General features: G+C 54.8%; 24 protein-coding genes. 22 read left to right on the plus strand and 2 right to left on the minus strand.

Translation table 11 applies throughout. The annotated features are described in order from the left end of the window. The first annotated feature begins 2 nt into the window (after nt 1–2). The 7 genes from IAG03_RS03070 to IAG03_RS03100 all read left to right on the plus strand — a co-directional run bounded on the left by IAG03_RS03070 (nt 3) and on the right by IAG03_RS03100 (nt 5,153). A complete protein-coding gene (locus tag IAG03_RS03070; RefSeq protein ID WP_249318270.1) occupies nt 3–698 on the plus strand; it encodes a DUF2953 domain-containing protein in 696 nt (231 codons plus the stop codon). Beyond that, nucleotides 695–1,138: a GerW family sporulation protein gene (gene ytfJ, locus IAG03_RS03075; RefSeq protein ID WP_249318271.1), complete on the plus strand. Its 444-nt coding sequence runs from the start codon at nt 695–697 to the stop codon at nt 1,136–1,138. The genes IAG03_RS03070 and ytfJ overlap by 4 nt, the downstream gene beginning before the upstream one ends. Before the next feature lie 54 nt (nt 1,139–1,192). After that, complete coding sequence (locus tag IAG03_RS03080; RefSeq protein WP_249318272.1) at nt 1,193–2,338, plus strand: D-alanyl-D-alanine carboxypeptidase family protein; 1,146 nt, start codon at nt 1,193–1,195, stop codon at nt 2,336–2,338. 226 nt (nt 2,339–2,564) lie between these two features. Then, nucleotides 2,565–3,353, plus strand: a complete 789-nt coding sequence (locus IAG03_RS03085) for a pseudouridine synthase (protein ID WP_249318273.1) — start codon at nt 2,565–2,567, stop codon at nt 3,351–3,353. 23 nt (nt 3,354–3,376) lie between these two features. Then, nucleotides 3,377–4,168 (plus strand): inositol monophosphatase family protein, encoded by a 792-nt coding sequence (locus tag IAG03_RS03090; RefSeq protein WP_249318274.1) that lies wholly within the window; start codon nt 3,377–3,379, stop codon nt 4,166–4,168. A 109-nt stretch (nt 4,169–4,277) separates the two neighbouring features. Next, complete coding sequence (locus IAG03_RS03095) at nt 4,278–4,694, plus strand: divergent PAP2 family protein (protein WP_249318275.1); 417 nt, start codon at nt 4,278–4,280, stop codon at nt 4,692–4,694. 30 nt (nt 4,695–4,724) lie between these two features. Further along, nucleotides 4,725–5,153, plus strand: coding sequence for a hypothetical protein (locus IAG03_RS03100; RefSeq protein WP_249318276.1), 429 nt, complete (start codon nt 4,725–4,727; stop codon nt 5,151–5,153). A 90-nt stretch (nt 5,154–5,243) separates the two neighbouring features. Here IAG03_RS03100 and IAG03_RS03105 read toward each other — a convergent pair whose 3' ends face one another. Continuing rightward, nucleotides 5,244–7,067, minus strand: coding sequence for a hypothetical protein (locus IAG03_RS03105; protein ID WP_249318277.1), 1,824 nt, complete (start codon nt 7,065–7,067; stop codon nt 5,244–5,246). Nucleotides 7,068–7,266: 199 nt separating this feature from the next. On the opposite strand from IAG03_RS03105, the gene IAG03_RS03110 reads away from it, so the two are divergent. The 13 genes from IAG03_RS03110 to IAG03_RS03170 all read left to right on the plus strand — a co-directional run bounded on the left by IAG03_RS03110 (nt 7,267) and on the right by IAG03_RS03170 (nt 20,320). Further along, nucleotides 7,267–8,145, plus strand: a complete 879-nt coding sequence (locus IAG03_RS03110; RefSeq protein ID WP_249318278.1) for a YicC/YloC family endoribonuclease — start codon at nt 7,267–7,269, stop codon at nt 8,143–8,145. Between the two features lie 10 nt (nt 8,146–8,155). Further along, entirely contained in the window at nt 8,156–8,428 is a 273-nt protein-coding gene (gene remA / locus IAG03_RS03115) for an extracellular matrix/biofilm regulator RemA (RefSeq protein ID WP_249318279.1), read from the plus strand. Beyond that, nucleotides 8,421–8,993, plus strand: a complete 573-nt coding sequence (gene gmk, locus IAG03_RS03120; protein ID WP_249318280.1) for a guanylate kinase — start codon at nt 8,421–8,423, stop codon at nt 8,991–8,993. Before remA ends, gmk begins: the two co-directional genes overlap by 8 nt. 159 nt (nt 8,994–9,152) lie before the next feature. Continuing rightward, on the plus strand, nt 9,153–9,383 hold the full coding sequence (locus IAG03_RS03125) for a DNA-directed RNA polymerase subunit omega (RefSeq protein WP_249318281.1): 231 nt from the start codon (nt 9,153–9,155) through the stop codon (nt 9,381–9,383). After that, nucleotides 9,346–11,829, plus strand: coding sequence for a replication restart helicase PriA (gene priA, locus IAG03_RS03130; protein ID WP_249318282.1), 2,484 nt, complete (start codon nt 9,346–9,348; stop codon nt 11,827–11,829). The genes IAG03_RS03125 and priA overlap by 38 nt, the downstream gene beginning before the upstream one ends. Nucleotides 11,830–11,895: 66 nt before the next feature. After that, nucleotides 11,896–12,399: a peptide deformylase gene (gene def / locus IAG03_RS03135; RefSeq protein ID WP_249318283.1), complete on the plus strand. Its 504-nt coding sequence runs from the start codon at nt 11,896–11,898 to the stop codon at nt 12,397–12,399. A 1-nt stretch (nt 12,400) separates the two neighbouring features. After that, nucleotides 12,401–13,339, plus strand: a complete 939-nt coding sequence (gene fmt / locus IAG03_RS03140) for a methionyl-tRNA formyltransferase (protein ID WP_249318284.1) — start codon at nt 12,401–12,403, stop codon at nt 13,337–13,339. Continuing rightward, on the plus strand, nt 13,336–14,694 hold the full coding sequence (gene rsmB, locus IAG03_RS03145) for a 16S rRNA (cytosine(967)-C(5))-methyltransferase RsmB (RefSeq protein ID WP_249318285.1): 1,359 nt from the start codon (nt 13,336–13,338) through the stop codon (nt 14,692–14,694). Before fmt ends, rsmB begins: the two co-directional genes overlap by 4 nt. 18 nt (nt 14,695–14,712) lie before the next feature. After that, nucleotides 14,713–15,759 carry a dual-specificity RNA methyltransferase RlmN gene (gene rlmN / locus IAG03_RS03150; RefSeq protein WP_249318286.1) on the plus strand — a complete coding sequence of 349 codons (1,047 nt, stop codon included), beginning with the start codon at nt 14,713–14,715 and terminating at the stop codon, nt 15,757–15,759. After that, a complete protein-coding gene (locus tag IAG03_RS03155; RefSeq protein ID WP_249318287.1) occupies nt 15,746–16,483 on the plus strand; it encodes a Stp1/IreP family PP2C-type Ser/Thr phosphatase in 738 nt (245 codons plus the stop codon). The genes rlmN and IAG03_RS03155 overlap by 14 nt, the downstream gene beginning before the upstream one ends. A gap of 16 nt (nt 16,484–16,499) precedes the next feature. Continuing rightward, nucleotides 16,500–18,584, plus strand: coding sequence for a Stk1 family PASTA domain-containing Ser/Thr kinase (gene pknB, locus IAG03_RS03160; RefSeq protein WP_249318289.1), 2,085 nt, complete (start codon nt 16,500–16,502; stop codon nt 18,582–18,584). A gap of 3 nt (nt 18,585–18,587) precedes the next feature. Next, nucleotides 18,588–19,466, plus strand: coding sequence for a ribosome small subunit-dependent GTPase A (gene rsgA, locus IAG03_RS03165; protein ID WP_249318290.1), 879 nt, complete (start codon nt 18,588–18,590; stop codon nt 19,464–19,466). 386 nt (nt 19,467–19,852) lie between these two features. Then, nucleotides 19,853–20,320 carry a hypothetical protein gene (locus tag IAG03_RS03170; RefSeq protein WP_249318292.1) on the plus strand — a complete coding sequence of 156 codons (468 nt, stop codon included), beginning with the start codon at nt 19,853–19,855 and terminating at the stop codon, nt 20,318–20,320. Between the two features lie 764 nt (nt 20,321–21,084). Here the strand turns inward: IAG03_RS03170 and IAG03_RS03175 are convergent. Further along, nucleotides 21,085–22,332 carry a DNA polymerase Y family protein gene (locus tag IAG03_RS03175; RefSeq protein WP_249318294.1) on the minus strand — a complete coding sequence of 416 codons (1,248 nt, stop codon included), beginning with the start codon at nt 22,330–22,332 and terminating at the stop codon, nt 21,085–21,087. Nucleotides 22,333–22,651: 319 nt separating this feature from the next. On the opposite strand from IAG03_RS03175, the gene IAG03_RS03180 reads away from it, so the two are divergent. Beyond that, nucleotides 22,652–23,212, plus strand: a complete 561-nt coding sequence (locus tag IAG03_RS03180) for a DUF1836 domain-containing protein (RefSeq protein ID WP_249318295.1) — start codon at nt 22,652–22,654, stop codon at nt 23,210–23,212. Between the two features lie 16 nt (nt 23,213–23,228). Next, nucleotides 23,229–23,942 carry a hypothetical protein gene (locus IAG03_RS03185; RefSeq protein WP_249318296.1) on the plus strand — a complete coding sequence of 238 codons (714 nt, stop codon included), beginning with the start codon at nt 23,229–23,231 and terminating at the stop codon, nt 23,940–23,942. The last annotated feature ends 28 nt before the right edge of the window (nt 23,943–23,970 follow it).

Genomic DNA, 23,970 nt, shown 5'->3' on the forward strand with positions numbered 1-23,970 from the left:
GGATGACCGCACTTTTTATCATCCTTGGAATCCTCGCACTGTTTGTGCTGCTTCTGCTTTGCCCGATTACCGCAAAACTATCTTATGAGGAAGAATTTTCGGCGGCGATTTCGTATTTGTTTTTCAGAATCCGGATTCCGGCGCCGGAAAAGCCGGAGAAGCCGAAAAAGTCCTCTAAAAAGAACCAGAAAACGAAACAGCCTTCCGAAAAGAAAAAGGAAACAGCGTCGAAGGAAACCCTGAAAAAATACCAGGAACTTCTCAAAAAACGCGGGCTTTCCGGGTTGCTCTCGTTACTCTCGGAGGTTACGGACGCCCTGAAGAAGGCCGGCAGGAAGTTTCGGCATCTGCGGGTCCGGCTGTTTTCCTTCCAGATTGCGGTGGTCGGAGGCGACGCCGCGGATACGGCCATCCTTTACGGCAAAACCTGCGCGGTAGTATACCCGGCGGTTGCGGCCATTCTGCATGTTTGCCGGTATCGGACGTATCATGTTGAAGTGCAGCCGGATTTCACCGGAGAAAAAACACGGATTGACGCGCAGATCGTGCTGCAGATTTCTGCACTTTATGTTGTTTCTGCTGCGTTGGGCCTTGCGCTCGACGCGCTGAAGATATTCCTCAAGCTGAAACAGGAGGACGCAAAACCTGCGTCTCACAAGACGAAAGACTCATCACAGGAAGGCGGTGTTTTGAAATGAGCGAACATCCCATCGAAGGCATGATGGATAATACGCTGGACAAAATCAAACAAATGGCGGATTCCAATACCGTGGTCGGAGAGCCGATTACCACACCGGACGGAACGGTGATTATCCCGATTTCCAAGGTCAGCTACGGGTTCGCTTCGGGCGGATCCGATCTGCCTGCTAAACAGACACAAAAGGATCTTTTTGGCGGCGGCGCCGGTGCAGGCGTCACGATTACGCCGGTTGCATTTTTGACGGTCTCTAACGGCAATACCAAACTGCTGCAGGTGGATCCATTCCACTCGTCTTTGGATCGGGTGATCGGGATGGTTCCGGATCTGCTGGATCGGGTGAAGTCCTTCCTCGATAAAAATAAAGAGGAAACGGCCGAGGACGCTGCTGTTCAGGTGGAAAAATCCGAGCTGGTTTCAGAAGAGACAGCGGCAGAATAACGCATAAAGAAAGATGTTCCCCGCATAGGATTCCTCTGTATGGGGGGATGCATCATGAAAAAACGGATGATGGGCATCGCTGTGGGCGTGTGGCTGACGGCGGCTGTGTTCTGTGCACCGCAGGTGCAGGCGGAACCTTTGCCGCTGCCATCGGTCAGTGCGTCCGCAGCGGTTTTGCTGCGTGCAGATACCGGAAGCGTCCTGTATGCACACGATGCCGAAACCGAACGCCCGATGGCGAGCACGACAAAAATCATGACGGCGCTTCTGACGCTGGAGGCGGCAGAGCAGGACGACAGGGTCATTACAGTGACAGACGAGATGGTGCGTGTGGAGGGCTCCTCTATGGGGCTGCAAGCAGAAAATGCGCTTCCGCTTTCCAGCCTTGCCAAAGGAATGCTGCTGGCTTCCGGAAACGACGCTGCCAATGCGGCGGCAATTGCGATCGGCGGAAACACGGAAGCTTTTGTGGAGCAGATGAATGCGCGTGCGCAGGAACTCCATATGATGCACACGCATTTTGTGACGCCGTCCGGACTGGATGCGGAGGGGCATGTTTCGACAGCGCTGGACATGGCCAAACTCGGTGCGGCAGCGCTGGAAAATGAAGCGTTTGCCGGAATTGTCCGGGAAAAGCAGCTGGCAGTCCCCTTTGTAAAGCCGGAGCAAACGATTTCTTACAGAAATCACAATAAACTGCTGCGGCTGTATCCGGATTGTATCGGGATCAAAACCGGCTTTACCAAAAAGGCAGGGCGATGCCTGGTAAGCGCTGCAGAGCGAGACGGCGTGCGGCTTGTAGCGGTGACGCTCAACGCGCCGGATGACTGGAACGATCATATCCGGCTCTTTGAATACGGATTCTCACTGCTTTCAGAACAGACGCTGCCCGGCGTTTCGGTGCAGGCGGATGTTGTCGGCGGGACAGCGCCGGCCGTGCCGCTCTCTTCTAAAGCGGTGCGCGTTTTTCTGACAGCAGAGGAATCGGAAGATGTGGAGACAGAGATTCTGTGTCCGCCGTTTTTATATGCGCCGGTCTCCCGGGGGGATGCGGTCGGTACGGTTCGGTATCGGGTAGGAGACGCCGTTTTGTCGGAAACGCCGCTTTGTGCAGCGGAAAGTGTCCCTTACGCACAGGCGCCGCCAAAATCCTGGTGGGAAACCGCCTGGGACGCTATTTCCGGATTTTTCGGAACCTAGCAGTTCTATGCTGCAGCACGCGGACGGTGTTCTGCCGGATTTGGCTTTGAAAATAGGATCGCGACGGTTTGGCGGCAGATACTCCGGAATTTTCAGATTGCGAATTTCAGATTGCAATGAAAAATAGGCGGTAAATGCCTTTTTTACTTTTTAAAAATAAAAATAAAATCCGTGCCCGCGAGGTGCGCGGAAAATGGTTTTGTAAAAAACGGTGAGGAGAAACAGAATGGAAAAAGTCAGAATTCAAAAATGGCTTGCGGAATGCGGCGTGGATTCGCGGCGCGGTGCAGAAAAGCTGGTTGCCGCAGGAATGGTGAAAATCAACGGTGAGACGGCGCAGATCGGGCAGTCGATCGATCCGAAAAAGGACCGCGTGACCGTAGACGGCAGAGCGGTGCAGCGCGCTTCGCGACAGGTGTATTTGATGCTGCACAAGCCGCGGGGATACATCACCACCATGCATGACGAGATGGACCGGAAGTGTGTGGCGGAGCTGGTTTCAGAGGTGCCGGAGCGAATTTATCCGGTCGGACGTCTGGACCGGGAGTCAGAAGGGCTTCTCCTGATGACCAATGACGGCGCGTTCGCCAATCGAATGACGCACCCGTCCAAACACGTGCCGAAAACATACCGCGTTACGGTGCGTCCCGGAATTACGGAAGAACAGATTGCGGCCATGACGATGGGAATGGAAATCGACGGCTATCAGACGGCTCCGGCGCAGGTTCGTGTGCTGGAAGAACAGCCGGGTCGGGCCGTTGTGCAGATTGTGCTGCATGAGGGCCGAAACCGGCAGATCCGCAATATGTGTGAGAAGCTGGGTCTTGAGGTTGCGCGCCTGAAGCGCACAGCGGTCGGCCAGCTTCGGCTCGGAATGCTGCAGCCGGGTCAGTGGCGGGAGCTCACCCGCGAGGAAGTGCGGATGCTGCAGGGAAAAGAGAAAACGCCGGAGGAAGCACCGAAAAAGCGCAGAACACCGCCGCGCAGCCGTATGGCCGGAAAAAAGCGGGGATAATGCAAAACAGGGAGGAAAGCGAAATGGAAGCGGTATTGGAGGCCGTCATTGCGGCTGCAAAAGCTTGCGGAGAACGGATGCTGCAGGCGAAAAAAATCGAATCGTCGGTTTCTGAAAAAGAGGGAAACGGCAATTTTGTGACGAAATATGACGAAGAAAATCAGGCCTATTTGCGCAAAGAACTTCTGCGGATTTGTCCGGGCGCGCGCTTTATCGGCGAAGAGGATGCAAAGCGGGAAGATCCGGGAGTCGGCGAGGCGTTTGTGGTCGATCCGATTGACGGAACGCTCAATTTTATCCGGCACTACGGGCGCAGCGCGGTGTCGATTGCCCTCTTGCAAAACGGCGAACCGGTTCTCGGCGTGGTGCATGATCCGTATCTTGCAGAGACCTTTTCGGCGATTCTGGGGAAGGGTGCAACGTGCAACGGAAACCCGATCCGGGTTTCCAGCCGTCCGCTCTGCAAGGGAGTCGCCGGCGTCGGAACGGCGCCGTATTATCCGGAACTCTCGGCTGTCACGGTGCAGATGGTCGGTACGCTCTTTCAAAATGCGCTCGACATCCGCCGAAGCGGGTCTGCGGCGCTGGATTTGTGCGACGCTGCCTGCGGCCGGTATGACCTGTTCGTAGAAACCCGTCTCTCTCCGTGGGATCACGCGGCCGGTGCGCTGATCGTCCGGGAGGCGGGCGGGAAAACCTCCACAATGGAAGGCGGGCCGCTGCCCTTTGACCGGCCGTGTTCGATTGTAGCGGGAAATCCGGCCGCGTATGCGGATTACTGGAAGCTTTCCATTCCGGCGCCGGATGCAGATTAAAGTTTTTTTAATTTTGCGGAATTTGCAGCAGAGCGGCGGCTTCGGTGCTATAATGATGCTATAATAAGGACAGAAGAACGCACAAAACGCATCGAAGGGACAGAAGCGTATGCATATTATTTTATCGGCGCTGGCCGCTTGGGCAATTGCGCAGGGACTGAAGATTGTCATTGGGTTTGCCAAAACGAAAAAGTGGGACTGGAGGCTGCTGACCGCTTCCGGTGGAATGCCGAGTTCCCACACCGCGCTGGTCGTTGCGACTTCCTGCCGGGTAGGAATGCTGGAGGGCTTTGAATCTACCGCGTTTGCGGTTTGCGTGGTTTTGAGCATGATCGTCATGTACGACGCGGTGAACGTGAGACAGTCGGTGGGCGTGCAGGCCAAAAAACTCAATCAGATTTTGGAAACATTTCGAAAGAGCGGACATCTCGACGAGGACGGCGTGAAAGAAATTTTGGGACATACCCCGCTGCAGGTTGCCGGCGGATTTGTAATCGGCCTTTTGGTGGGGCTGGTGGAGTTGTAAATGCCGGAAGCCTGGAGGTGCATGCAAAGGATGGAATTTTTCAAGCGTTGGTTTTCAAAGCGCGAACGTGCGGAAGCGTTTTCGGTTGCATTTCCGGAATTCGTAAAAGTTACGCTTGTCGTCTGCTCAAAGCAATGCGGAACCGTAGACAAGTCGATAAACGGCGAAACGGTGATCTGCGAAAATTGCGGGAAAATAATGCGGCAGACCGCTTTTGAGCGGACATACCGCATTCGTGGGAATGCGCTGCGCCCCAGACGGTTCGAACGGTATCCGGATTCGGAATATTTGGATCCGAAAAAGCTCTGTTTCGATTTTGAGGAAGAAGAATCGGTTGCTTATGCGGTTTGTAACCACGGCTGCGGGTTTGCAGCGCTGATTTCCGATGGCGGTTCTCAGATTTGTCCGAGGTGCGGCGGAATTCTGTTTCGCGAATGTGTCGGAAACTACGAAAAGTAAAAATGCGCTCGGTGCGGGGGAAAATCCGCGTCGGGCGCATTTTGCGTTTTGTGTTTTTATTTCATTTCATTTCAAAAAATCACGTTTGGCTTACTGTGCAGAAGGTTCGCATTCTTCCGCAGCAAAATAGACCGCGCCGACAGCCTGGGCAAACTGCGCGACGGTGTAATGAGGATCGGCCGCCAGGCGTTTCATCAGCGGCGTACAGGCGAGGGAGTCGTCGGCAAGCTGGAGCGTGAAGCGGTCGGTGACGCGTCGGACGCCCTCCTGCAAAAGGGCAAAACAGGTGGGCTCTTTGACAAGACGGCCGAAAAGTATGCGCACGTCGGTTTTTGGGTGCAGAATTTCGTCGATTTCCAGAAGCGCGGCGGCAAAGGCCTCTCCGTGCATGCGGAAGAGTTCTTTGACGGATTCCGGCGCATCCTTGCTGCCTGCAAGCTGCATCAGGAACGCGAGAAACGGTTTGCGCAGATCCTCCGGCGCAGTCGGTACGGATAAAACGCCGTTCTGCAGTGTGAAATATCCTTTATCGAGCAGGGCATGATAGCGCGCGGGGTCGGATTTCGGCAGCATGGTAGCGGCAAAATGAAACATGGCGACTTGCCCCACCTGACGCTCAAGTGTGCCGCAAAGGCCGGTGTCGGAGTTGCGTGTGCTGCGGATGTCGCTGGCAGGGATCTTTCTTCCCGGTTCGTTTCCAAGATCCGTGATGAAATTGTAAAGTTCCATCGGAATTTCCGGGATTACTCCGGCTTCGTCCACCCAGCCGTTGCCAATTCCGGTCCCGATTGGATTGGCAAATACGCCGTTTTGAATGGTGTTTGGATGCGCAACGGAGAGCTCCACCGCCGCTGTATAGGCCGCCATGTGGCCGTCGTTGACGCAGCGAACGACGCCTCCTGTTTTACAGAGCAGCCGGAGTACCTCGCAGAGATTTGTAAGTTTGGCAAATTCCGTCTCATAATCGACGTTTGGATTGGCCCGCATCCCTGCAGTTTTCGGCGTTTCCCCGCCGACCAGCCGGTTGCGGATGACGACATCCGGATAGGAAAGGCCGATTCCGTCAAGAATCTGGACGTCGTCGCCGAGCGCAGCCTCGACTTTTTCACAGCAGAGCAGCATCTCTCCATCCGGCGCGTCTTTTCGGAGCGCCCGATCCATTTCTGTGCGCAGGCCAGCAAGGGCTTCTGTCGGTTCTGCCTGCTGCCGAAGCAGGAGCGCGTAATCATCGCGCAAAAGCCGGGTAATCAGCAAAAGCGGCGCAATCGTCCGCTGCGCAGTGGGGAAGGATGCGGGGTTCCAGTCGTATTCCTTGAAGCGGAGAAACGTCCCGTTTGCGGCAAGACAGGCTTTGATATCGGTCCCACCAACATCCAGTCCGCACAGAACGTGTCCGGCTGCAGATGCGATGGCGCGCTGAAATCCGGCGGAGACGCCGCTCGGGTTTGCAGCTGGTTTTATAGGGAGCGGACGGTATTCGGAGAGCGGCGCAAACTCCATGAAAAACGGGCCGCAGCCGAGCGCGTGATTCATCCGGTCGGCAACGTTGATGCACTTGCCGTATCCGGTTCGTGCGGCGCGCGGGAGACCGACGCCAAAAACGGTGGGAAGATCCGCAAACAGCGCGGAGAGCGCTGCAATGGCGGGGTCCAGATAAACCGTCAGGCAGCGTCCGCCGTAAGCGGAGAGAATATTATAGATCCGCGCGTGGAGATATCGCCGGAGAAAGCCGGTTTCCTCCGGCGTTTTGGGCAGAATGAGCGGCAGGCGTGTTTCGTAGAAACGGCCTTCCTGTGCAAGCGCAAGGCGCATGGGGACAGAGCATGCGCCTTGCGCGGTTTGAAGCGCTTTCTGTACCGTATGAAGATAGACCGGTTGTCCGGATCTGGCCATCTGCAAAAAGGACTCGAGCATGACAGGCGACCTCCTGAATCGAATTTGCATTTATGATAGCATTTTTTCGGAATTGTGTCCACAAAAGTTGCATTTAAAAGGGAAAGCTGGTAAAATATAAAAAGGCTATTTAGAATATAAAACACACGAAAAAGGTTCTAAAAGCTGGTACAAGAAATGGAGAAAGGAAGAGAGGGAATTTGCCCTCTGGTGTGGCAGTATGGTTAGAAGCATGACCGGATATGGCCGGGCAGAAGGCGCAGCGGACGGCCGGAACATCGTGGTGGAGATCAAATCCGTCAATCACCGGTATTTCGAGTTTTCGTCCCGTGTAACGCGCGGCTACGGCTTCTTGGAAGAAAAACTCAAATCTTATCTGCAGGAGCGGATTTCCCGCGGAAAGACAGACGCCTATGTCTCTGTGGAAATTCCGGAGGATTCGGCAGTTGTGGTGCAGCTCAATCATCCGCTTGCGGCAGGTTATCTTGGCGCAATGCGGGAACTCTCGGAAAAGTATGGGCTTGCAAATGACGTGACGGTTTCGGTCCTGTCCCGGTATTCCGACATTTTTACAGTGCGGAAACCGCCGGAAGACGAGGCTGCAGTTTGGAATGCGGTCCGGCAGATTGCCGATGAAGCAATTGCGCGGTTTATCGCCATGCGGGAAACAGAAGGCGCCCGTCTGCGCGAAGATGTCTGCGCGCGTGCAGAGACGATTCGCTCCATTGTGGAGAAAATTGAAGCGCGTTCTCCGCAGACGGTTGCAGAATACCGCCAGCGTCTGAAAAATAAAATCGAGGAGCTGCTAAACGGCGCGACAGTGGATGAGCAGCGTTTGCTGACCGAGACTGCGATTTTTGCAGATAAAATTGCGGTGGAAGAAGAAACGGTGCGTCTGCGCAGCCATTTAAAGCAGCTGGATGAAATGATGGAATCGGGCGGCGCAATCGGCCGGAAGCTGGATTTCCTGGTGCAGGAAATGAACCGCGAGGCGAACACCATCGGTTCCAAAGCGGTGGATTCCCAGATTGCCTATATGGTTGTGGATATCAAGGCGGAAATCGAAAAAATCAGGGAACAGATTCAAAATATAGAATGAGGGATCTTGCGTGAAACTTATCAATATCGGATTTGGAAATATGGTGTCTGCAAATCGAATTATTGCGATTGTAAGCCCGGAATCGGCGCCGATCAAACGTATTATTCAGGACGCCAAAGAGCGCGGCAGCTTGATCGATGCGACTTATGGCCGCCGGACGCGCGCGGTGATCATGACGGACAGCGATCATGTCATTTTGTCGGCCATTCAGCCGGAAACGGTGGCGAACCGCCTCAATGACAGCAGCGATTCCGACGAGGAGGAGCTGGAAGAAGATGCCTGATAAGGGACTACTGATTGTTTTTTCCGGACCTTCCGGGACGGGAAAAGACACCGTGCTGGATGTGCTTTTGCGGGAAACCGATACGGTAAAAAAATCTGTTTCGGCGACAACGCGCGCACCGCGTGAAGGAGAACGCGACGGTGTTGATTACCACTTTATTTCGAGAGACCAGTTCCTTTCGCTGATTGAACGCGGCGAGATGCTGGAATATGCAGAATATGTTGGGAATTTCTACGGTACGCCGCTTGGCCCTGTCCGTGAATGGACAGAAAAGGGCATCGATGTGATCCTCAAAATTGAGGTGCAGGGCGGCGCGATTGTCCGAGAAAAATGTCCGGACAGCATTGGAATTTTCATTTTGCCGCCGTCTGTGGAAGAGCTGGAGCGGCGCCTGCGCGGACGCGGAACGGATGACGAGGCAGCCGTCCAAAAACGGCTTGCAACGGCGGTCGAGGAAATGAAGTGTGCGGATGCATATGATTACACGGTCGTCAACGACAATGTGGAGCGCGCTGTGCAGGAAATCCGCACCATTTTAGCCGAAGAAAAGGCGAAACGCGGCTGATGCTGCCGGCCTTCACGCAGAATCTGCAAAACGATGGTTTTGCAGCGCGTGGTTGCCGAAAACGCGCCGCATGCCCAAAGGCGTTTGGTCACTTATGAAATAGATCGTTTCAAATCGTAATTTTATCATGCAAGGAAGATTGGAAGAGGTGCTGATCGTATGTTAAAACCGTCTGCTGATCCGGCGTTGTCCGGAAACCGTTATTCTCTTGTGATTGCCGTTGCAAAACGCGCAAGAGAGATTGCTGAAGATGCAGAAAACAAAGGGGAAATTTTAGTAGAGAAACCGGTGGATCTCGCAGTGCAGGAATATATGGATCACAAATTCCATATTGTTCCGGCGAAAGAGCCGGATGAAGAAGAACCGAAAGATGAGCCGGTCGAGTCCTGAACCGGCAGTGCGGATTGCTGCGGTTGCGGTTGAGGGCGCGCTCTATCATTTTGACCGGGCGTTTTCTTATCGGGTTCCGCAGCCGCTTTGGGACGCTGCAAAGCCGGGGTGCCGTGTTACGGTGCCGTTTGGCAAAGGAAACCGGATGCGGACAGGCATGCTGCTCTCCGTAGAACCTGCACAGGTGCTGCCGGAGGCGGAAATGAAGGAGATTGTAGCTGTGCTGGATCAGGCGCCGCTGCTTTCTTTGGAATTATTGCGTCTGGCGGAGTGGATGCGGGAGCGGTACTTTTGTACGCTCTATGACGCAGTTCGGGTGTTGCTTCCGGCGGGATTTCGGGTGCAGGTACGCCGGGAAATTTCGGCGGCCAAAGGTATGGATGTGCCGGCAACACTGCCGCCGGCGCAGAAGCAGATTTTGCAAACACTTGCCCGGAAACGGAAGCCTGCGCCGCTGACCGATGTTTTGGCGGCGGCATGCGCAAATTTCGAGGACGCGCGGGCCTTGTCGGAGCAGGGCCTTGTGCACATCACGGACGGTGCGGCCCGAAAAGTGGCGGATGCCGTGAACCGGATGGTGCGCGTCCGGACAGACTGGGAAGAGACGCCGCTTCCGAAAAAACAGGAATGTGTATACCGCTTCCTTTGCGAGACCGGTGCGGTTTCGCAAAAGGAGCTTTGTTATTATACGGGTGTTACGCCCGGCGTGGTTGTCGCGCTTGCAGAAAAAGGCGCGGTCGAATGCTTCGACGCCGAAACGTTCCGCAATCCGTACGCAGATGTGGAGCCGGATGAAACGCCGCAGGAAATTTGTCTTTCTCCGGAACAGGAAGGTGCATTCCGGCAGATTTCCGGGCTTCTGGAAAAAGAGGAGGGCGGCGCGGCGCTGCTTTACGGCGTGACCGGAAGCGGAAAAACCTCGGTGTATCTGCGCCTGGTCGACCAGGTTTATGCGCAGGGCCGCGGCGTGATCGTCATGGTGCCGGAAATTTCTCTGACACCGCAGACTGTGTCGCTGTTTCACAAGCGGTACGGGAAAGGCGTCGCGGTGTTCCACAGCGGGCTGTCGCTAGGTGAACGGCTTGACGAATGGAAACGGGTCAAAAACGGATCGGCCAAAATTGCGGTCGGCACGCGTTCGGCGGTGTTTGCGCCATTTGACGATATCGGCCTCATCGTCATGGACGAAGAGCAGGAGTACACCTACAAATCGGAATCTGCACCGCGGTTCCATGCGCGGGAAGTAGCGCGGTTCCGGTGCGCCTATCACAAAGCGGTCTTGCTGCTTTCTTCGGCGACGCCGTCGATAGAAAGCCGGTATGCAGCAGAGCGGGGCCTTTACACGTTTGCGCGGATTTCCTCTCGATATGGCGGCGCGGTCTTGCCGGAAGTATCGGTTGTAGATATGAACGAAGAGCGTTTGGGCGGCAATCGCTCCGTTTTCAGCGAACAACTGCTTTCGGCGCTGCGGGAAAACACCGCGCAGGGGCGCCAGTCGATTCTGCTGCTGAATCGGCGCGGATACCGCACGTTGGCAATCTGCCGGGCGTGCCGGGAGGTCGTGACCTGTCCGCATTGCAGTATTTCTTTGACGTATCACGCAGCAAACGGCCGGCTGGTGTGTCACTACTGCGGGTATTCTGTTCCGGTGACAGAGGTCTGTCCGCACTGTCACGAGCCGAAGGTGGACTATCTCGGCGCCGGGACGCAGCGCGCGGAAGAAGAACTGACGTCGCTTTTGCCGGATGCGCGGGTTTTGCGGATCGATACCGATTCGGCGATGACACGCGCGTCCTATGAAACCTATATGCAGGCGTTTTCCGGCGGGAAATATGATATTCTGGTCGGGACGCAGATGGTGGCGAAGGGGCTCGATTTTCCGAACGTGACGCTGGTCGGCGTGCTTTCGGCGGATCAGGCGCTGTACAGCGACGATTTCCGGAGCACAGAGCGCGCATTTGACCTTTTGACGCAGGTCGTGGGGCGCTCCGGGCGCGGCAATTTGCGCGGCGAAGCGATCATCCAGACCTTTACACCGGAAAATCCGGTGATTCAGATGGCGGCCCGACAGGATTACGAGACCTTTTATGCCGGCGAACTTCAGTTCCGAAAAGCAATGCTTTACCCGCCGTTTGCCGACTTTTGCGTAGCCGGTTTTTCCGGGACGCAGGAGGCGCTGGTGCGGGAGGCGGCGTTTGCGTTTTTGGAAAGCTTGCGGGAGGCGGCTGACCGGCAGGAACCGAAGCTCCCCATTCGGGTGCTTGCGCCGTCGGCGGCGCTGGTGTCCAAGGTCAGCAACAAATACCGATACCGGCTGATTGTGAAATGCCGCAATAACCGCGCGTTTCGCACGATGATGGCAGAACTGCTGCGGGCGTTTCAGCGCCGGCGGGAATATGCGGAGGTTTCGGTGTTTCTCGATATCAATCCGGATCGGGTATTATAAGTAATAGAGAAAACAGGAGATAAAAACAGCAAAATTCCGCGCAGAGCGGGGAATGGATGGTGCAAGATGGCAATTCGAAATATTGTAACGGAAGGCGACGAGATCCTGACAAAAGTATGCCGGCCGGTTGAAAAATTTGACGGCAAGCTTGGACAGCTGCTCGACGATATGTATGAGACCATGCAGGAAGCAAACGGCGTCGGACTTGCCGCGCCGCAGGTGGGAATTCGCCGCCGGATTGTAGTGATTGATGTCGGGGAAGGCCCGATAGAGCTGATGAATCCGGAAATTCTGCGCGAAAGCGAAGAGATGGACGAAGATACGGAAGGCTGTCTCTCGTTTCCCGGAAAATATGGCCTTGTAAAGCGTCCGCGCAGCGTCACAGTTCGCGCACAGGATCGGGACGGCAACTTGTTTGAACTGGAAGGCGAAGGCCTTCTGGCGAGAGCTTTTTGTCATGAGATCGATCATCTCGACGGCGTTCTGTTTATTACGCGCGTAAGCCGGATGCTGTCGCAGGAAGAACTGATAGAGATACTCTCCAAACGGGAGCGGGAAGAGGACGAATAAGATGCGAATTGTATTTATGGGAACCCCTGATTTTGCGGTTCCGTGCCTGCGCGCACTGCTGGCAGAGCCGGATTTTACGGTTTGCGGCGTGTTTACGCAGCCGGACAAGCCGAAGGGCAGAAAGCAGATTTTAACGGCGCCGCCGGTGAAGGAATTGGCGCTTGAAAACGGACTTCCGGTCTATCAGCCCGCGACGCTTCGCAGCGAAGAGGCGGCGCAGCGGATTGCGGATTTAAAGCCGGATGTGATTGCGGTTGCCGCTTATGGAAAAATTTTGCCCAAGGCGATTCTCGAATTGCCGCCGATGGGCTGCGTCAATGTGCACGGATCGCTGCTGCCGAAATATCGCGGCGCGGCGCCGATTCAGTGGTCGGTCATCAACGGCGACGCGGTATCCGGCGTGACAACCATGCAGATGGCGGAGGGTATGGATACCGGAGATATGCTGCTGCGTGAGGAGACAAAGATCCGTCCGGAAGAAACCGGCGGAACGCTGTTTGACCGGCTTTCCGAAATGGGCGCGCGGCTGCTGGTCCGGACGCTGCGCGGACTTGCAGCCGGAGAGATCCATCCGGTACCGCAGCCGGAAGCAGAGGCCACTTATGCGCCGATGCTCAAGAAAGAAACCGGAGAAATTCACTGGGAAAAATCCGCGCGGGAGATCGACTGCCTGGTACGCGGACTGAACCCTTGGCCGGTAGCGTGGACGGCCATAGACGGCAAGCGGCTTAAAGTCTATCGCGTTTGCCTGCGCGGGGAAACCGGCCCCTGCGGAAAAGCGGAAAACAAAGACGGCGCGTTTCTCGTCTATTGCGGAGACGGCGCGTTGGAGCTTGCAGAGATTCAGGCGGAAAACGGAAAGCGTATGTCCGGCGCAGACTACCTGCGGGGACACCCGATTTCCGGAATGCTTTCGCTCGGTGAGGGTGCGGCAGAATGATTGCAAAGACGGCAAGAAATGCAGCCGTAACGGCGCTCCTGAAAACGAATGAAAGTGAAGGATACTCCAATATTGTCATCGACAAGACGCTGGCGGAATTCGCGCTCGATGCGCGGGATTCGTCGCTGGCGTCCGCTTTGTTTTACGGCGTTTTGGAACGGCGGGACTATCTCGATTATATGCTTTCGCAGTTTTCCAAACGGCCGGTCAAAAAAATGGATCCGGCGGTGCGGGAGATTCTGCGCTGTGCGGCCTATCAGATTTTTTTCCTCGATAAAATTCCGGAATCCGCCGCAGTGAATGAGGCGGTCCGTGCGGCAAAACAGTTTGCCGGTCAGAAAACGGCAGGATTCGTCAACGGAATTCTGCGTGCACTTTTGCGCGGAAAGGACACCGTGGCGCTGCCCAAAGAAGAGGAGTCACGCCGGTGTCTCCTGCAGGGATGTCCGCTTCCGCTTTACCGTTTCTGGAAAGCAGCGTACGGCCCGGCGCGCAGTGCGGCGCTCGCTGCGTGCTTAGCAGAACGTCCGCCTGTATATCTTCGGGCAAACCTGGTAAAAATATCCACAGAGGCGCTGATCGAGCAGCTTTGCAGGGAGGGCGTTGCGGCAGAAGCGGAACCGCGTCTGCCGGGTGCTGTCCGGGTGCAGAAACCGGGAAAGCTTGCGGATTTACTTTCGTTTCGGGAAGGCCTGTTTCATGTACAGGATCTTTCCTCACAGGCAGCGTGCGCGGTGCTTGCGCCGACGCCGGGCAGCACGGTCGTGGATGTCTGCGCAGCGCCCGGCGGCAAGTCGTTTACGCTGGCGGAAATCATGGAAAACTGCGGCAAGGTGCTGGCATTTGACCTCTACAAAGGCAAAGTAGGACTGATCCGCAGCGGCGCAGCGCGTTTGGAACTTTCCTGTGTGGAGGCGGCGGTGCGCGACGCAGAAAAGGCGGATGCGGGGGCGCTTTGCGGTGAATTTGTCTTGTGCGACGCGCCTTGTTCCGGGCTCGGCATCCTGCGGCGGAAACCGGAAATTCGATATAAAGATTTGCGCACGCTCTCCGGACTGCCGGATTTGCAGTTCGCAATTTTAGAAAATACAGCAAAACTCGTCATGCCGGGCGGGCGGCTGCTGTATTCCACCTGTACGCTGAATCCTGCGGAGAACGGCAAAGTTGCCGATCGCTTTTTGGCGGAACATCCGGAGTTTGAGCCGGAACCGGTTTTGCTGCCGGCTTTTTCGCGCGGCATGCAGGAACCCGAAAACCAGTTTACGTTCTTTCCGCCGGAAACCGGAACGGACGGCTTTTTCCTGGCGCTGTTTCGGCGCCGAGACGAATCGCGGAACGGTCAGAATTTTGATTAATTAAAAGGAGGATTCCGGATGCTGAAGGATATCAAATCCATGACGCTGGAAGCGCTGCAGGAAGAATTTTCGGCGCTCGGCCAGCCGCGTTTCCGCGCGGGACAGGTGTATCGCTGGCTGCAGCAGCGCGGCGTCTCGTCGTTTGAGGAAATGACGGATCTTCCTGGAAATTTGCGCGCAATTTTGCGAGAAAAGTATTACATATCTGTAGCAACTATTGAAAAAAGACAGATTTCTGATTATGATAATACGAGAAAATATCTGCTTCGTCTGCTGGACGGGGAATTTGTGGAATGTGTGTTGATGGAGTATCACCATGGGCTTTCGGTCTGTATTTCCACGCAGATCGGGTGCAAGATGGGCTGTACGTTCTGTGCGACGGGCAAAAGCGGGTTTTCCCGCAACCTGACCGCGTCTGAAATCCTTTCGGAGGTGCAGACCGTTGAACGGGATTCCGGACAGCGTATTTCGAACATTGTATTGATGGGAATGGGTGAGCCGCTCGACAATTACGAGAACGTCATGCGGTTTTTGTCGCTCGTTTCCTCTGCGGACGGAATGAACATCGGCATGCGGCACATTTCGCTTTCCACCTGCGGGCTGGTCGATCAGATTTACCGGCTGGCGGACGAAAAGCTGCAGCTGACGCTTTCGGTTTCGCTGCACGCGCCAAACGATGCAATCCGATCCAAGATGATGCCGGTGAACCGGAAATGGAATGTGGAAACACTTCTCAAGGCGTGCAGATATTATGCAGATACGACAAAACGGAGAATTTCGTTTGAATACGCGATGATTGACGGCGTAAACGACAGCGGCGCCTGCGCGCGTGAACTGGCCGGACGGCTGCGGGGCATCCTCAGTCACGTGAATTTGATTCCGGTCAATACTGTGGACGGTGCGGCATACCGCAAAAGCGGCCGAATTCAGGCCTTTCAGGCGGCGCTGCAAAAATACGGCGTAACCGCGACGGTACGGCGGACTTTAGGTGAAGATATTGACGCTGCATGCGGACAGTTGCGGCGAAGAGCAGAAACGGAGGCGGATCTGAGTGCAGATCTATAAAAAGACGGACATTGGGCTGAGGCGAACATCCAATCAGGATTTTTGCGACGGCGGCCTGTTTGCCGATGGAACGGGCTGGCTCATTGTCTGCGACGGAATGGGCGGCGCGAACGGCGGGAATATTGCGAGCGCGCTTGCCGCGGAGGAGATCGGGAACGCAATCACGGATCTTTACGAGCCTTCGATGGACGGCGCGGCGATCCGGCGGCTGCTGCTCTCTGCGGTAGAGGGCGCCAATCTTTCCATTTACGATATGGCGCAGGCGGATCCAAAACTTTACGGCATGGGAACCACGGTCGTTACCGCGATTCTGAAAGAGGATACGGCGCATATTGTCCACGTTGGAGACAGCCGCGCGTATCTGATTACACCGGAAGCAGCCAAGCAGGTGACGGTGGATCATTCGATGGTGCAGGAGCTGGTTGATACCGGCAACCTGACGCCGGAAGAAGCCAAAAATCACCCGCAGAAAAATATTATTACCCGCGCGCTTGGTGTGCGCCCGAGCGTAAACGCGGAATACGACGAGGTTCCGTACCGGGCCGGCGACATTCTGCTTGCCTGCACGGACGGCATGTCCGCCTATGCAGACGAAGCAGACCTCTACGCGCTTGCACAGCAGGCACAAGGGGAACAGCTTGCGGAAGACCTGGTCAATACCGCGATCGAAGGCGGCGGAAGCGATAATATCACAGTCGTCCTTGCGGACAACAGAACGGTTTAACGGGAGATGAGAAAAGATGGATCAGATGGATAAATACTCCGGAAAACGGCTGGACGGCCGGTATGAGATTTACGAGCGGATCGGATCGGGCGGAATGGCAGATGTCTACCGCGCCTATGACACCATTGATGACCGGATTGTCGCAATTAAGATCCTGAAGGATGAATTTTCCGGAAACAGCGAGTTTTTGCGCCGGTTCCGCAACGAATCGAAGGCAATTGCCGTCCTGTCACACCCGAATATTGTGAAGGTCTATGATGTGAGTTTCGGAGACCGGATGCAGTATATTGTCATGGAATACATCGACGGCATTACGCTCAAGGAATATCTGAGCCGCCAGCGCGGGATTGCCTGGAACGAAGCGCTGCATTTTACATCCCAGATTCTCTGCGCGCTGCAGCACGCACACAACAAGGGCATTGTCCACCGCGATATCAAGCCGCAGAACATCATGCTGCTGCCGGACGGAACCATTAAAGTAACGGATTTCGGAATTGCGCGGTTCTCCCGCAGCGAGACCCGTACGATGACGGATAAGGCGATCGGCTCCGTGCATTATATTGCACCGGAGCAGGCGCGCGGTGATTTGACGGACGAAAAGGCCGACATCTATTCGGTTGGCGTAATGCTTTATGAGATGGTCACCGGACAGCTTCCGTTTGAAGCGGACAATGCGGTTTCGGTTGCAATCATGCAGCTGCAGTCCGACCCGCGCCCGCCCAAAGAGCTCAACCCCAATATTCCGGACGGCCTGGAGGAGATCATTCTGCGTGCGATGCAGAAAAATCCCTCGCAGCGGTATCAGTCTGCTTCTGAAATGCTGCGCGATATCGATGCATTCAGCCGCAACCCGAATATTGTGTTCGGCTATCAGTATGCCGAGGAGCCTGCACAGACGCAGTATGTCGACCCGGCCGAGGATCTCCGGGATTCCCGCGTTCCGGATTACGATGACAATTACGAATATATTGAGGACGATATTCCGCCGCGCAGTACCCGCTCGAAGCTGATTGTGAAGGGCATTATCGCGGGTCTGATCGTCATTGCGCTGCTGATTGCCGGCGTGGCAATTTTCCGGGCCTGCACAGCGGAGTCGGAAAGCGATACGATTGAATTGCCGAATTTTGTCGGCATGACGCTGGAGGAAATCCAAAACAACCCGGATTATACCGATAATTTTGAATTTGTGATCGAGTATGATACCGATTTTGAAAAAGAAGAGGGCATTGTTCTTGAGCAGAAGCCCAGCGGTGTCAAAGAAGTTAAGATCGGCGCGACGATTACGCTGACCGTAAACGGCGGCGCCAAAGAAGTCGAGGTACCGCCGCTTGCGGGCGAATTGCAGAGCGCTGCGGAAGAAGCTTTGCGGAAGCTCAATCTGATTCCCAAAATTCAGAAGGTTTCCGATGAGGAAACCGCCGAAGGGCACGTGGTTAAAACCTCTCCGAAGGCCGGAAATACCGTAACGGAAGGCTCGACCGTGACCGTATTTGTGAGCACCGGCCCGTCTACCGATGAATATGAAGTCCCGAATGTCATTGGGGATTATCTTGACACCGGCGTTTCGCGCATTACGGCGGCAGGACTTGCCAAAGGCGTTGTGACTGAGCGCGACGATACAGGCAAAGAGGCAGGCGTGATCATCGAAACCGATCCGCTGCCGGGCGTGAAGGTTTCCAAAAATTCGCCGGTCAATATTGTGGTCAGCTCCGGCAAGATGTCTTCAAAGACGATCGACGTGACGCTGAATTTGCCGAGCAACGTTTCACAGGATCTGACGCTGAAAGTCTATGTGGGCGGAGAACTCAGCGAGACCAAGACCGTGAACCCCTCTGCCAGCACACAGCTTTCCTTCTCGTATGAAGGCAGCGAAGGCAAGCAGGAAGTGGTCTACTATCTGGATGATCAGAAATATCAGGTGATCGAACTCGATTTTGACGACGGCGATTATTCTGTCACCTGGCAGGGGGAATACGTGATCCACACGCCGGATCCGACACCGGCGCCTCCGAGTGACGATCCGGATTCCTCTTCGGATGACAATTCGGGTCCCTCAGACGGCGATGTCAGCCGTGACGACGACGGGGATCCGGTTGGCTGAGCGATGGAAGGATTGATTCGAAAGGGAATCGGCGGCTTTTACTATGTAGAGGCCGCCGGTACCCTCTATGAATGCAAGGCGCGCGGTGTGTTCCGCAAAGAAGGCATGAAGCCGCTTTCCGGCGACCGGGTGGAGATCACAACACAGCCGGACAGAACCGGAAGCATTGACCGGATTTATCCGCGCCGCAATATGCTGGTGCGGCCCCCGGTTGCGAATATTGACCAGCTGTTTTTTGTGACCTCGGTTTGTGACCCGGCCCCCAATTGCCGGATTATCGACAAAACCATTGCGGTTGCGGAGGACAAGGAGATTGAGCCGGTTTTGGTAATCACGAAAACCGACATCGAGGACGGCGCCTGGCTTGCAGAAATTTACCGGCTGGCAGGCATCCGGGTGATTCCGTTTTCTGCGGTTTCCGGCGAGGGTGTCGAAGAAGTCCGCGCGCTGCTGCAAGGGAAAATATCAGCATTTACCGGAAATTCCGGCGTCGGCAAGTCCTCGCTGCTCAATTGCGTGTATCCGGACTTTTCACTGCCCACCGGCGAAATCAGCCGGAAACTCGGACGGGGACGCCACACGACGCGTGAGGTGGATCTGCTCAAGCTGCCGGATGGCGGATATGTTGCAGATACGCCTGGATTTTCCTCGATTGATATCGAAAAATGGGTCCGAATCCGAAAGGAAAACTTGCCGTTTTGCTTCCGGGAGTTTTTGCCGTATTTGAAGGACTGTAAGTTTACGTCCTGTTCTCATACCTGCGAAAAGGGCTGTGCGGTTCTGCAGGCGGTGAAGGATGGGAAAATTCATCCGTCTCGCCATGAAAGCTACTGCGCCATGTACGCGGAGGTCAAGGATCTGGCGGATTGGCAGATGAAATAACACGGTGAGCAGCGTCAGAGAATGTTGCATTCAGAGGCGCGGCGGCGCGGTTCCGCTGCAAATTCGGACGGCTTTTTTTCTGCAAAGGATTGTAAATGAATCGCGCGCAGAAGCTGCCCGAAACGTTTGCGCACGCATTCTGGCTGTGTCCGGGCGGCGGTTGCGCTGCGCGGCACCGGCGGCTTCGACTTTGCGGGTTTCAAGCGGAAACCAGATGCCTGAAACAGAGAACGCAAATTGTAGAAGGATGCATGCGGGCAGTCAATAGGACATTTTTACATCTGCAAAATCTGGATGCAGGAAATTTGACCGGCGGCGCTGGAAAAGACCGGTGCAGCTTTTGCCAACACCAAGGGGCAAACCAGGAACGTCGAAGGAGGATCCCGATGAAAAAAGCCGTTTTATGGATTTGTGTGATCTGCGGTATTCTGGTTTTTACCGGATGCGGACAAAAAAATCTGCTTTCCGATTTTTCTGCCCGGTGCGGAGTCGATTTGACGCCGGGAAAAGTTGAATCCGTCAGCGATACGCACGGCGGCTTTCATGGGGATGGATATCTGTTGGCGACTGTGTGTTTTCCGGACGGCTCTGTTTACGAGAAGATGAAAACATCGGATCGTTGGCGGAATCTGCCGCTTTCGGAAAATCTCGAATCCTTTGTGTATCAGCCGTTTGATGACCGCGTATCGATTCCTCCGATTGAAAACGGGCGGTATTATTTTTATGACCGGCACCATGAAAGTCAAAATCCGTATGACGATACGGGTTTTCTGGATCGGAGTTCCTATAATTTTACGCTGGCAATTTATGATGCCGACGCAAACCGGCTGTACTGGCTTGCATACGACACCTGATGTTCAGCGAGTTCCGGCGCGGTATGGGCTGCTCCGAAACGTCCGGTATGGCGGGAGTGCTGTCAATGCATCCTGCAAAACCGGGTACGGCTTCTTTTTTCAAAACGTGTGCGTCTCGCCAATCGGATTTGGCGGGACGTTTTTTTGCAGCGTCCTTTTTTATGCTTAAATCGAACCATGCGTTTTTCGGAATGTCGGGCATCTCGCGCGTTTTTTGATCCGCATCGGAGAGCGGCGGAGAACAGGATATTTAACTTGTATTGCGGAAGCGGCCGTCGCTGCCAGTTGAGGCGATCACGAAAGGGGTTGCTTCCCCCGCTGCAAGGCAAGCGGATAACCGCAATTCGTACCCTCAAACATATCCCCGGATCGCAATTGCCCACTTAGCGCCTGTGTAGGATCGATACAAACAAAACCGATTTTGGCGCCGGTTGTTTCGGCAGCTGTTTAAGAAGGCGCGCGGAGCGTAAAGCCTTATAGAACGGGCGCAAATCTCCGGCTTTGTCGAAGCATTTTTCGGAATCCGGATGTCCGCAAACAGCGTAAATTCAGTGTAGGGTCTTTTTAGAAATTTCGGTCCGGCTGCCAATGTTTAATCCGGCTTTAAATAGGCCGAATTCAAACAAAGTCCCAAAACAGAGCGCCGTCCCGTGCAGGAAACCTGTCCGGACGGCGCTGGCTTTTTTATGTGTGCGGAAAAGATCGGTCGGACAGACAGCGCGCGTTGACAGCAAAGAGCGTCCCTTGTGTCGGTGATGGAGAAATCATACCGGTAAAAGCGAACAGGGCTCCTGCAGATGGCCGGCGCTGCGGGAAAGTTCCTGTTTTTCCGGAACGAGCAAAATGCCTCGCTGCAGAGCACTTTGGCCGTATCGTTTGCGGACGGCGTCAACGGCGGCGTTGAGTGCTTCTTCTTTTTGCAGATGCAATCCCCCCGGATCGGAAAACAGGGAAAGCTGCTCATGCTCCTGATGCAGCAGGTTGCAGGCGCGGACGCTCAGCGTGCGGACGGGCTGATCTTCGGGATGACTCTCCAAAAATAGGGAGAAGGCCCGTTCAAAAAGCGCTTCGGTTGCGCGCGCCGGTGCAGAAAGCGCGCCTTGCCGTTCATAGGAGCAGAGCGTATGGTCCCGGACACCAATCTGGACGGTGCGGCAAAGTGCGTGCGCCTTCCGCAAGCGTGCGGAGACGCTTTCGCACAACAGGTAAAAGACGGCGCGGAAGTCGGCTTCTTCCGTGAGATCCCGGGGCGTGGTGGTGCTGTTTCCGATGCTTTTGGCGTCCGGTGCATTTTGCATCGCCGTGACCGGCGCGCAATCCAGTCCGTTGGCATATTGCCAAAGCGTGACGCCGTTTTTTCCGAGCAGATGCCGGAGAAAGGCTTCATCCGCGTTTGCGAGTTCTCCGATTGTCCGCACGCCGTAGCGGTGCAGCTTCTGGCAGGTGGATTTTCCGACAAAGAGCAGCGCGCTGACCGGAAGCGGCCAAACAATTTTTTGAAATTCTGATCGGGGAATATGGGTTGTGGCATCAGGCTTTTTCAGGTCGGAGCCCAGTTTGGCAAAGACTTTGTTAAAGCTGATTCCGACGGATGCGGTCAGACCGAATTCTTTGCGGATTCTCGTCCGAAGTGCGCCCGCAATGGAGGAAGCGTTGCCGAAAAGCCCGGTGCTTCCGGTGACATCGAGCCAACATTCGTCCAGCCCGAAGGGTTCGATGCAGTCGGTGTATTCTCCGTAAAGCGTCTGAAGCGCTTTGGAATATGCGGAATAGCGGCTGTGGTGGGGCGAAACGAAGGTAATGTCGGGACATTTCTGTTCGGCCTGCCAAAGCGTGTCGCCGGTCTGTACGCCATATCGTTTGGCGAGTTCATTTTTTGCAAGTACAATGCCGTGGCGCAGAGCGGGATCCCCTGCAACGGCAAACGGAATTTTCCGCAGATGCGGCGCATAGAGCGCTTCTACGGAAGCATAAAAATTGTTAAGATCACTGTGTAAAATCAGGCGATCCATCGCGATTCACCACCATTTAGAACATATGTTCTATTACAAGTATACGCCAACACCTGCAAAAATGCAAGAGAAAAAATTTGGAAAACCACAAATTTTTGGCTTGGATTTTCTCTAATATTTTGAAAATTGGATAAAAAGAGAAAGACGTCGAAAACAATCTAAAAATAGCGATTTTCGAAGAAAATAGATGCTAAACTCAAAAATTGAACAAATTTTATAATTTTGGCAGCTTGAACACATTTGAGGTTCACGTGAACCTGTGATACAATCTAATCAACATCAAAAAAGTTTTAACGAACTTTTTTGGGAGGTGATTCCATTGTGCGAAAACTGGATTCCCGGGACGCAGCTTCCTGCAGCGGACGGAACGGAAACATTTTCTCTGTTCCGGCAGATGATTGAAGCGGCGGGCGGACTTTCGCTTTCCCAGGTCTGCGCGCTTACCGGGCTGGAAGGATCCACCATTCAAAATTGGGTCAAGCGCGACTGGGTTTCGAAGCCAGTCGGGAAAAAATACGGCGAGCGGCAGGTTGCACGGATTCTCATTATTAACGCGCTGCGCGACAGCTTACAACTGGAACAGATTGCAGGACTTTTGCAATATGTCAACGGTTCTGCAGCGGATCAGAGCGATGATATCGTCGCGGAAGGAAGGCTGTTTAACTATTTTTCCAGCTGTATTGCTGCGCTGCAGGTCAAAGACGGGGTATCCCGCGAAAAGGTTTTGGAAACCGTCAGGCGGGTGCTAAGCGATTACACGGGGCCGCACCCACAGGCAAAGGAGCGGCTTGCAAACGCACTTTGCGTGATGGTTGAGGCGTATCTTGCGGCATCCATCCGCCGCGAAGCGGAATGGATGCTGCGGGAGTTGATCGGATGAGGAGGGAAAACGAGGAATGTTTGTCAACTGGTGGAACAGTTTAACAGGATTGCAACAGTTTTTGGCTTGCGGCGCGCTGCCTGCAACGGCGCTTCTGCTATTGCAGACCATTTTGCTGCTGTTCGGTCTCGGCGGTGGACACGATGCGGACCAGGGCGAGGTGGCGGGTCATTCCCTGGAGCTTGGAGACGGAACCGCGGACACGGAGGCATCCGACCTGGACGCGCCGGATCCCCAAACACCGGATTCGGAATTTATTCCGTCGGATGAGCCGGAAATGCCGCATCATGACGGCGCACATCACGCAGACGGCGTCCGGATCTTTACGGTGCGCGGGATCATTGCCTTTGTCGCTGTCGGCGGTTGGGCGGGCATTGCGATGGTGGACTTAGGGCTTCCCAATGTCTGGGCATCGGTGATTGCGGTTTTCAGCGGTACGCTGGCGCTGCTTCTTGTGGCATGGATTCTCAAATGGTCGCTTTCCCTGCAGGAAAATGGGACGCTGGATCCAAAAAACGCGATTGCACATGTCGGAACGGTCTACCTGACCGTTCCGCCCAAACGCACCGGAACCGGAAAAGTCAATCTGACGTTCCAGGAACGCTTTGTAGAGATGGATGCCGTTACAGACTGCGGCCATCCGCTCAAGCCGGATACACAGATTCAGGTTGTCGGCATATCCGGCGAGACGACGCTGATCGTCCGTCCGCTGAACAGCCGTTCTGAATAAAAAACAAAAAAGAGGAGGAAATGAAGTT

The organism is Yeguia hominis (assembly GCF_014384705.1).
Taxonomy (GTDB): domain Bacteria; phylum Bacillota; class Clostridia; order Oscillospirales; family Acutalibacteraceae; genus Yeguia; species Yeguia hominis.

Excerpts from the sequence above, each read along its gene's own strand:
- IAG03_RS03095 (WP_249318275.1), top strand. The coding sequence starts at position 4,278 with ATGCATATTATTTTATCGGCGCTGGCCGCTTGGGCAATTGCGCAGGGA.
- IAG03_RS03100 (WP_249318276.1), top strand. The coding sequence starts at position 4,725 with ATGGAATTTTTCAAGCGTTGGTTTTCAAAGCGCGAACGTGCGGAAGCG.
- rsgA (WP_249318290.1), top strand. The coding sequence starts at position 18,588 with ATGGAAGGATTGATTCGAAAGGGAATCGGCGGCTTTTACTATGTAGAG.
- IAG03_RS03110 (WP_249318278.1), top strand. The coding sequence starts at position 7,267 with ATGGTTAGAAGCATGACCGGATATGGCCGGGCAGAAGGCGCAGCGGAC.
- IAG03_RS03175 (WP_249318294.1), bottom strand. The coding sequence starts at position 22,332 with ATGGATCGCCTGATTTTACACAGTGATCTTAACAATTTTTATGCTTCC.
- IAG03_RS03085 (WP_249318273.1), top strand. The coding sequence starts at position 2,565 with ATGGAAAAAGTCAGAATTCAAAAATGGCTTGCGGAATGCGGCGTGGAT.
- IAG03_RS03170 (WP_249318292.1), top strand. The coding sequence starts at position 19,853 with ATGAAAAAAGCCGTTTTATGGATTTGTGTGATCTGCGGTATTCTGGTT.
- IAG03_RS03125 (WP_249318281.1), top strand. The coding sequence starts at position 9,153 with ATGTTAAAACCGTCTGCTGATCCGGCGTTGTCCGGAAACCGTTATTCT.
- IAG03_RS03080 (WP_249318272.1), top strand. The coding sequence starts at position 1,193 with ATGAAAAAACGGATGATGGGCATCGCTGTGGGCGTGTGGCTGACGGCG.
- IAG03_RS03070 (WP_249318270.1), top strand. The coding sequence starts at position 3 with ATGACCGCACTTTTTATCATCCTTGGAATCCTCGCACTGTTTGTGCTG.
- ytfJ (WP_249318271.1), top strand. The coding sequence starts at position 695 with ATGAGCGAACATCCCATCGAAGGCATGATGGATAATACGCTGGACAAA.
- pknB (WP_249318289.1), top strand. The coding sequence starts at position 16,500 with ATGGATCAGATGGATAAATACTCCGGAAAACGGCTGGACGGCCGGTAT.
- def (WP_249318283.1), top strand. The coding sequence starts at position 11,896 with ATGGCAATTCGAAATATTGTAACGGAAGGCGACGAGATCCTGACAAAA.
- rsmB (WP_249318285.1), top strand. The coding sequence starts at position 13,336 with ATGATTGCAAAGACGGCAAGAAATGCAGCCGTAACGGCGCTCCTGAAA.
- fmt (WP_249318284.1), top strand. The coding sequence starts at position 12,401 with ATGCGAATTGTATTTATGGGAACCCCTGATTTTGCGGTTCCGTGCCTG.
- IAG03_RS03105 (WP_249318277.1), bottom strand. The coding sequence starts at position 7,067 with ATGCTCGAGTCCTTTTTGCAGATGGCCAGATCCGGACAACCGGTCTAT.
- IAG03_RS03090 (WP_249318274.1), top strand. The coding sequence starts at position 3,377 with ATGGAAGCGGTATTGGAGGCCGTCATTGCGGCTGCAAAAGCTTGCGGA.
- gmk (WP_249318280.1), top strand. The coding sequence starts at position 8,421 with ATGCCTGATAAGGGACTACTGATTGTTTTTTCCGGACCTTCCGGGACG.
- priA (WP_249318282.1), top strand. The coding sequence starts at position 9,346 with ATGAAGAAGAACCGAAAGATGAGCCGGTCGAGTCCTGAACCGGCAGTG.
- IAG03_RS03185 (WP_249318296.1), top strand. The coding sequence starts at position 23,229 with ATGTTTGTCAACTGGTGGAACAGTTTAACAGGATTGCAACAGTTTTTG.
- rlmN (WP_249318286.1), top strand. The coding sequence starts at position 14,713 with ATGCTGAAGGATATCAAATCCATGACGCTGGAAGCGCTGCAGGAAGAA.